This window comes from Empedobacter sp. UBA1574, from assembly GCF_002322895.1.
Lineage (GTDB): Bacteria > Bacteroidota > Bacteroidia > Flavobacteriales > Weeksellaceae > Empedobacter > Empedobacter falsenii_B.
In genome coordinates this window covers 55,458-64,384 of sequence record NZ_DCOI01000024.1, presented here as the reverse complement: position 1 = coordinate 64,384, position 8,927 = coordinate 55,458, and the positions used below count along the sequence as shown (strand labels likewise).

The following is an 8,927-nucleotide window of genomic DNA, read 5'->3' as shown; positions in this document are numbered from 1 at the left end:
TAAATAATTTTTGTCGCTATATAAGTCCTTAAGTCAACTACAATACTTCTCGTCTTTCGTATTGGGATTGCAAATATACGGCTGGATTATTCGTTTTTCCAAACATACTTTACATTTATTTTACATTCTTTCCTTAAGTTATTGGTACAATGGAAAATATTTTTTGAAATGTTTAGATATGAGAACTGAGATATTAGATTTTTGACGAGAAAAGCTCTTTTTAAAAACTAAATTATAACGGGATAGATTTCTCGACAAGCTCGAAACGACAGGAAAATTAAACTTGTTAATTACTCAAGAATGCCTTTTAACTTCATAAAATGATTAGACGTTTTGCTTTTCTTACCAAAAAGAAAAGTAAAATGGATACTTTTGAGTTAACTATTCGGGAGGAATTGTCGCAAAGCGAGAATGAGTTATTCAGTATAGTTAATAATATAATGGATACGATGCTGATGACATCATAATTAAGTTTCTATAAAAAAGCTTTTTGATAAAATCGGAGTGACAGAATCAAAAAAAGGAGAACGCTTTATTCTCCTTTTGTATCTTATTAATGTGGACCGTTACCGTTTTTATCTTTTTCCAAATCGGTATTCCAAATTTTGATTTTATCTGTTTTTTTCAAGCCAGATTTTACTTGAACATTCACTCCGTCTGTAATTCCAAGAGTGATGTATTTCTTTTCGTATTTTGCATCTTGTCCTTTACCAGAAGTAAGAATCTCAACATATGGTTTTTGGTTTTCGTCGTAACGAACATGCGCTGATTTTACCAACAATACATTTTTTGCTTCCTGCGTTACAACCTCAGCATTTGCAGAATATCCCGCACGAATAAAGTTATCTGAATCTAATTGAACTGGTGCTTTAATCTCGAACTGAACTACTCCATTCGTTGCAACTCCTTGAGGCGAAATAAAATCAAGAATCGCTGTAAAAGTTTTGTTCGGAATTGCACCAATCGATACATTAATTTTCATTCCTTCTTTTAATTTACCAACCTCAGCTTCGTCAACTTTTCCTTGGAAAATCATTTTCTTAACATCAGCCATCGTAGCAATAGTAGTACCTGTAGAGAAATTATTAATCTCTTGCACCATATTCCCAACCTCAACAGGAATATCTAAAATCATTCCCGAAGTAGTTGCTGTAATACGTGTTGTTGCATAAGCTTCCAAACCGGGAGCAATACCTGTTTGCGCAACTTTGTAATCGTTTTCGGCAGCTTTTAATTGTTGTTGAGCTGACTTATATGTCGCATTTGCATTGTCATAATCTGCACGAGGCAAAACACCTTGATTATATAAAGTTGATGTTCGATTGAAATTACGACGTTCTTGATCGACCGTAATTTGAGCCGCTTGAATAGACTGACGAGCTGCATTTAACGACTGAACATTTGGAACAACTTTCAGTTCACAAATCAACTGACCACGCTCTACATATTGTCCTTCAGCAACATTAATCGATTTTATAACACCCGAAATATTTGGCTTAATTTCAATTGTTTCCAACGGTTTTAATTCACCAGTTGCAACAGCTTTCACCTCTATATTTCCCATAAAAGGCGTTGTCGTTTCATAAACTTCATTGTCTTGGCTATTCTTTTTACCGAAATATGCAATCACACCGATTACAGCACCGATAAAAACGACAATCATCAAAATCTTTAGAAATTTTTTCATTCTTCTATATCTGTTAAGTTTTAGTTATTCATCTCTCAAAGCATCAATAGGTTTGATTTGAATTGCACGTTGAGCAGGAATCAATCCCGCTAAAGTTGCCATAATCACCATCACTGCTAAAGCTGTAAAAAGTGTAAACAAATCGATTGACGCATTATATAAAGGTATGTTTTTATTTGATGGAATGATAATTTCGTTGAGAACCATTAGTAAAAGTGCTGCAAAAATAATTCCGCCTAAACCTGCAATTAATGTTAAAACTACTGATTCTAACAAAATTTGTCCTCGAATTTGAGCAGGAATTGCACCTAATGCTCTTCGAATTCCAAATTCTTTTGTTCGTTCTGAAACTGTAATCAATAAAATACTTGCAATCGCAATAACCCCGGAAAATAATGTCATTCCTCCTACAACAATCGCTAGGAACTGCATTCCTTTTACGAATTTCATAATCTTTCCAAGCATTTCACCTAAATTAAAACCACCAATTCCCTGGTCGTCATCTGGCGAAATATTTTTAATTTGTTTCAGATATGTTTTTAATTCTTTTTCGAATGCTACAATATCATAATTATTAGGTAAACTCAAACTTAAATATTGAATCGTTTCTCCTTGATTGTATATTTTTTGAAATGTTGTAAACGGAATAAACACTTGATCTTTACTCTCTACAGGCGAAGAAGGTGTGTCGTAAACGCCGACAATTGTATAATAACTATCGCTAATTCTGATTTCTTTCCCTAAAGGTTTCGGTTTATCACCAAAAAATTGTTCGGCAACTTCAATTCCAATTACACAAACTTTCGATTCAGTTTTGATATCATCTTCATTGATAAAACGACCTTGAATAATATCTTTCCCAAACATTCGGTTTTGATCTGGATAATCTCCATTAACCGTGTAAAAATTATATTTTGTTCCGTAAGTTAATATTGAATTTGGTTTCGAGTTTCGAGGAGCTAACAACGAAATTTGAGGAAAACGAGCCTGAATTTGACGAACATCACTCATTTTCAATTCAATTGTGCGACCTTTTTGAAATCCTTGATATGGCATCGATGTTGTCCCTCCCCAAACAAATAATGAATTGGTTGCGGCATTTGCCAAATTACGGTCAAAACCATTTTGCAAACCGCGTGTTACTCCTAACAATAATACAAATAAGAACATTCCCCATGCAACACCAATCATTGTCAAAATAGTGCGCAATTTATTTTTGCGAATCGCCGCGTAGACTTCGCTCCAAGCATCTGGATCAAAAACAAATTTTATAAAGTTCATTATTCGTCTCTTAAAGCATCAATAGGTTTAATACGTGCTGCATTCAAAGCTGGAATTAATCCAGAAACTGTTCCTGCAACAAATAAAATAATACAAGCCATTACCAACGAATTAGTTTCTACACCTGGATTATAAATAAAATATTCTTCTAAGCTATCTCCAATATTTTCTACAACAAGTGCCGCTAAAGCAATTCCTATTGCTCCGAAAATAATTGTAATCATAATTGCTTCTTGTAAAATCAGTCCCAAAACATTGGCTGGTGTTGCGCCTAAAGCTTTTCGAATACCAATTTCTTTGGTACGCTCTTTTACACTAAACACCATAATATTTCCGATACTTACGATTCCTGCAATCAAACTTCCTCCACCAATTACAAATACAATAATTGTCAGAATCAAGAAAAATTGATTGGTATCTTCCATTGCATCAGCCGCATTTCGCACCCAAATTCCACCATAATCAGAAGGTGCAACATTATGTCGACCTTTTATATTATATTCAATTGCATTTGCAAGTTTAGAAATGTCAGCCAAAGCCATTCCATCTTTTGGTGTTACAATAATCGATGATACTTTATCTGTAGCATAAATCGTTCTAAACGTTGTAAAAGGTGCATACAAAGCACGCTCGGCATTATCACCACCATCTTTACTTTCGAAAACACCAACCACTTGATACATACTTGAACCTAATTGCAAATACTTACCAATCGCAATCTGATTTGGAAAAAAATCTTGCGCAACCAATCGTCCAATAACAATTGATTTGGACTGATTCTCCATATCTTTTTTATTGATAAATCGACCAAGCGTTACATTTTCATTAATCATTGATTCATATTCTGGATAAACTCCAGTAATTGAATAACTTCCTGAATTAGCTTCATTTCTAATCGTATCACTTTTCGAAATTGTACTTACAATCGATTTTATTTCATCTGGAAAAGAATGTTTAATAAAATCAAAATCTTTTACATCCAATTCAATTGTACGTCCTTGTTTGAAACCATTGTAAGGTTCTGTTGTTGTACCTCCGTTAACGGTAATATTTAATGAATTTGCTTTGAAAAATTCTTGTTGAAACCCGTTCTGCAAACCATTTCCCAATCCATACAATGTAATAAACACAAAAAGCGCCAAAGCGATTGTCAAACCCGACAATGCTGTACGCAATTTATTACTTGCAATGGACGACCATATTTCGCTCCAACGGTCTGTATCAAACATATTTTATATTTAAGATTCTTTGATTTATGATTTACGAAGTTTGAGATTCGAAAATCATTAAACTCTTACTTGTTCTACTTTTTCGTCACTTACAATTACACCATCTTTAAGACGAACAATACGTTTACACATATTTGCAATATCATCTTCATGCGTCACCATTACAATTGTTTTACCTTCGTCATTAATTTCTTGAATCAGGTGCATTACTTCTTGCGAAGTCTTTGTATCCAGCGCTCCTGTAGGCTCATCCGCCAATAACAATTTTGGTTTTGCAGCCAATGCACGCGCAATTGCAACACGTTGTTTTTGTCCACCCGAAAGTTCATTTGGCATATGAGTAGCCCAAGGCTCCAACCCCACTCTTTCCAGATAACTAAGCGCTATTTTATTTCGATCCGATCGTTTTACTTTTTGATAATACAACGGTAACGCTACATTTTCTAATACATTTTTGAAACTAATTAAATTATAAGATTGAAAAATAAATCCTAAAAATTTGTTTCGATAATTAGCCGCTTTAGTTTCGTTTAACTTCTCAATTCTAACACCGTCCAATTCATAAATACCTGTATCATGCTCGTCCAACATTCCAATGATATTCAATAAAGTTGATTTCCCCGAACCCGAAGATCCCATAATCGCAACAAATTCGCCTTCCGTAATCTCAAGGTTAATTCCTTTGAGTACGTGAAGTTTGTTTTTTCCCATTATGTAGGATTTATTTAAATCTCGAATAGATATCATAGATTGTTGTAAATTTCAATAAAGATAACAGATAAGTCGAAATTATAAGAAAAATGTTACAAGCAAGTTTAAGATTTATCTTATAAATAGCGCTAAAATATTTTTCAAAATTAATTTTCAATAATTTTTGAAAGTATAGAAATTTATATATATTTGTGTAAATAATAATTGCAATGAAATTAGAAGAATCAAAAGAAAAATTTGTTCAAACTTGGGGAACTTTCGCTGTTAACTGGGGAATAAATCGTACTATGGCACAAGTTCATGCATTATTATTAACGTATAATGAACCTATTTCTACAGATCTAATTATGGAGGAATTACAAATTTCTCGCGGAAATGCAAATATGAATTTGCGTGCTTTGATGGATTGGGGAATTGTAAGAAAAGAATTGATAAAAGGAGAACGTAAAGAATATTTTGTTGCCGATAAAGATGTTTGGTATTTATTCAAACAAATTACAAAAGAACGCAGAAAGCGTGAAATAGAGCCGGTAATTGATTTTTTAGAATCATTAAAAAACATCGACGATCAATCTGATGATGCAAAAGAATTTGCAAAATTATTACAAGATTTATCTTCTGTTTCGACAAAAATCAATAATATAATGGACCTTGCTATCAAATCTGATGAGCATTGGTTGGTAGGAAAAATCACGAATTTGATAAAATAATCAATTCGTATTTTTTTGAATCACAAATTTCAAAAATTATTGAAAATTCAATATGTATAATATTATTTCGTATATCATTTATCTGATTATTACTTTCTACATCACCATTTTTATTGGTTGGAAAGTGTATAAAATTGGTTTTGTGTACTTGACAAACTTAATCGATAATCATTCTGTTTGTCAATCGATTAATAATCTTTTATTGATTGGATACTATTTGGTCAATTTAGGTTTTTCGGCAATAAGTTTACAAAACTGGGAACAAGTTGACTCCATTACCATCATGTTTTCTTCATTGTCCTACAAAATTGGATTTATATTATTAATCCTCGGAATATTACATTTTATTAATTTATCAATTATTTATATCGCAAGAAAAAGCAAAAAAATAAACACTTAAACACAGCAAATTATGACAAATTACAATCTAATTGCATATTTGGTTTACTTACCAGTGGCAATATTAATGACAATCGCAGTTTCTAACGTTTTATTCAAAAATGGAAAAATATTTATGTACGATATTTTCCATCAAAAAGAAGATATTGCAAGCGCAACAAATTCATTATTCAAAATTGGTTTTTATCTTTTGAATATCGGTTTTGCCATGCTAATTGTTTACATGACTTCTATCGCAACAACCGAAGATTTGATTGTAAAATTAAGTACAAAAATTGGTAGTTTCGCCATTTATTTAGGAATAATGTTGATGCTAAACCTTTTCTTATTTATGAAAGGCAGACGTAGATCTTTGCAACAACAATATTTAAGAAGTTTAGAATCTTAACAAGAAAACCTCCCAAAAGTTAACTTTTGGGAGGTTTTTATTTTAAACTGGATCAACATCAACATCAATTCGTACCGAACGAAAAGCTGCAATTGTATGCAATTGATCTATTTTTGCTTGAATTAAATCTTTTACTTTTTGAGGTGATTGATTTGGTCTAATTTTAATCATCACATCTGTAATATATAAATTATTGATTCTTCCAATCGAAGGCGTTTCTGGACCAAGTAAACATTTTGCATCAAAACTTGGTTTAAGCAAAACGACTAATTGAGCCGCCGTTTTATCCAAACGCTCTTTATTTTTATGCTTGAAACGCAACTTGATTAACCGTGAATAAGGAGGATACAAAAATTCTTTTCGCTCATACAAAATATCTTTCATCGTTGGTGCATAACTGTAGGTTGTGACATTTTGCAAAATCTGATGTTCTGGCTGAAAAGATTGAATCAATACTTTTCCTTGTTCTTGACGACGACCTGCACGACCAGAAACTTGCGTTAACAATTGAAACGCTTTTTCGTGCGCTCTAAAATCAGGAAAATTTAACAAAGAATCTGCTCGAATAACACCAACAAAATTAACATTTCCAAAATCAAAACCTTTTGTAATCATTTGCGTTCCAATTAAAATATCAATTTCTTTGTTCTCAAAATCTTCGATCAATTTTTCGTACGCAAATTTCCCTCGCATCGAATCGACATCCATTCTTCGAACTTTTGCTTCAGGAAAAATTGTTTGAACTTGCTGTTCTATCTGTTCTGTTCCCAAACCTTTTGTATTCAATTCGTACGAACCACAACTCGGGCAACGCAAAGGTTTTGCTTGTGCATAACCACAATAATGACATTTTAGTTGATTCGAGAATTTATGATATGTTAAACTGACATCACAATTTGGACATTCGGGCGTATGACCACACGTATTACATTCCATAATTGGCGCATATCCACGACGATTCTGAAATAAAATGACTTGCTTTTTTTGATGCAATTGATTGAAAATTTCATCACGAAGTGTATGCGAAATATCTTCTGTAATTTCTTTTTCCTTTTGCGCTTTTTTGAGGTCAATCAAATTAATTTCGGGCAATTTTATACTCCCAAAACGTTCAGTTAATTCGACATAACCATATTTTTTATTTTTCGCATTATAATAACTTTCAGCCGAAGGTGTCGCTGAACCTAATAAAACCTTCGCATTCATCATTCCTCCAAGCAACATCGCCATATCGCGCGCATGAAAAAATGGTTTTACATCCATTTGTTTATAAGAAGATTCGTGCTCTTCATCCACGATAATCATTCCTAAATTATCAAAAGGCAAATACAACGCTGTTCGTGGACCAATGATAATATCAAAATCGCCATTCAAGGTTTTCTGCCACAATTCTACACGTTCATTTTGATTGAATTTCGAATGATAAACTCCTACTCTTTCTCCAAAATGTTTTTTGATTCGATGAACAATTTGAGTTGTCACAGAAATTTCTGGTAATAAGTACAACACTTTATTTCCTTTCGCAATTACTTGTTCCATCAATTTTAGATAAATTTCTGTCTTTCCACTTGATGTTACACCATGTAATAAAACGGTTGATTTATCCTTAAAATCTTCTTTAATTTGATTTAAAGCTGCAATTTGTTTCAAGGTCAATTCAGCAATTTCAGCAACTTCTTTCTCATCTTCATCTACACGAGAAGTTTGATGTTGATAAATTTCAACTGCTCCTTTTTCTGCTAAAGATTTAAGTACAGCATTTGTCGCACCTTGTTTTATAAAATCTGCAACTTTTAGCGGTTTTTCTTGCGATTGCGTTTCTAACGTAATCAATTGCAACAAGGTTTCGCGCTGTTTTGGTGCTTTATTTAATTGATTTAAAATCTCGATAAAGGCAGTTTCATTTCCTTTTAAATCTGGATGTAATCGGACATAATTATCAATTTTTGGCGTATATTTTTCGTTCAGTTTTTCATCTAACCGAATAATTCCTTTATCAATTAATAATTTAAGTGTTGGAATTGCTGATTTCTCGTCTACAATTAAAGCTGCTTCTTCAACTGAAATGATTTCACGCAATTTCAACGCTTCAAAAACTAAGAATTCATAATCATTTAGCTCTTCAATTGTTTCATAATTTGGATTAATTAATCGAACAAAAGTTTGAGATTCTAATTTTAATGCAGAAGGAAAAGCATTTCGAAAAACATCGCCCAGTGAACACATATAATAATTCGCCATCCATTCCCAAAAATTAATTTGCGTTTGCGTCACCAAAGGTTCATCATCCAAAAAAGCATGAATCGCCTTTGTTTTGTATAATTCTGGCGCATTTTGATGAATAGAATGTACAATTCCTGTATATAATTTTTGCGTTCCGAAAGGCACGGAAACACGCTGACCAACTTTAATTTGCTGTAAATCAATTTCAGAAAGATGGTATGTAAATGTTCCATTTAATGAAAGTGGTAAAATAATTTCGGCAAAATAATTCGTTGTCATTTTATATGATTAAAAACGCA

8 protein-coding genes are annotated in these 8,927 nt (G+C 32.6%); 3 read left to right on the top strand and 5 right to left on the bottom strand.

What is annotated here, in order from left to right; genetic code table 11:
- Window positions 1-553: 553 nt before the first annotated feature.
- The 4 genes from B3578_RS07165 to B3578_RS07150 are packed head-to-tail and all read right to left on the bottom strand — an operon-like array spanning window position 554 to window position 4,944.
- Window positions 554-1,687, bottom strand: a complete 1,134-nt coding sequence (locus tag B3578_RS07165) for an efflux RND transporter periplasmic adaptor subunit (RefSeq protein WP_219034695.1) — start codon at window positions 1,685-1,687, stop codon at window positions 554-556.
- A 24-nt stretch (window positions 1,688-1,711) separates the two neighbouring features.
- Complete coding sequence (locus tag B3578_RS07160) at window positions 1,712-2,968, bottom strand: ABC transporter permease (protein WP_038335695.1); 1,257 nt, start codon at window positions 2,966-2,968, stop codon at window positions 1,712-1,714.
- The gene (locus B3578_RS07155) at window positions 2,968-4,197 is read right to left on the bottom strand and encodes an ABC transporter permease (RefSeq protein WP_038335694.1); all 1,230 of its coding nucleotides are present in this window, start codon (window positions 4,195-4,197) and stop codon (window positions 2,968-2,970) included. The genes B3578_RS07160 and B3578_RS07155 overlap by 1 nt, the downstream gene beginning before the upstream one ends.
- Window positions 4,198-4,254: 57 nt before the next feature.
- Window positions 4,255-4,944 (bottom strand): ABC transporter ATP-binding protein, encoded by a 690-nt coding sequence (locus tag B3578_RS07150; RefSeq protein WP_038335693.1) that lies wholly within the window; start codon window positions 4,942-4,944, stop codon window positions 4,255-4,257.
- A gap of 173 nt (window positions 4,945-5,117) precedes the next feature.
- On the opposite strand from B3578_RS07150, the gene B3578_RS07145 reads away from it, so the two are divergent.
- Genes B3578_RS07145 through B3578_RS07135 form a run of 3 tightly spaced genes read left to right on the top strand, consistent with a single transcriptional unit; the run spans window position 5,118 to window position 6,405 of the window.
- Window positions 5,118-5,618, top strand: a complete 501-nt coding sequence (locus B3578_RS07145) for a GbsR/MarR family transcriptional regulator (protein WP_291047547.1) — start codon at window positions 5,118-5,120, stop codon at window positions 5,616-5,618.
- 52 nt (window positions 5,619-5,670) lie between these two features.
- Window positions 5,671-6,018, top strand: a complete 348-nt coding sequence (locus B3578_RS07140; protein WP_115001203.1) for a hypothetical protein — start codon at window positions 5,671-5,673, stop codon at window positions 6,016-6,018.
- Window positions 6,019-6,030: 12 nt separating this feature from the next.
- Window positions 6,031-6,405 (top strand): hypothetical protein, encoded by a 375-nt coding sequence (locus B3578_RS07135; RefSeq protein WP_125349102.1) that lies wholly within the window; start codon window positions 6,031-6,033, stop codon window positions 6,403-6,405.
- 42 nt (window positions 6,406-6,447) lie between these two features.
- On the opposite strand, the gene priA is transcribed toward B3578_RS07135, so the two are convergent.
- Window positions 6,448-8,907 (bottom strand): replication restart helicase PriA, encoded by a 2,460-nt coding sequence (gene priA, locus B3578_RS07130; protein WP_286496372.1) that lies wholly within the window; start codon window positions 8,905-8,907, stop codon window positions 6,448-6,450.
- Between the last annotated feature and the right edge of the window lie 20 nt (window positions 8,908-8,927).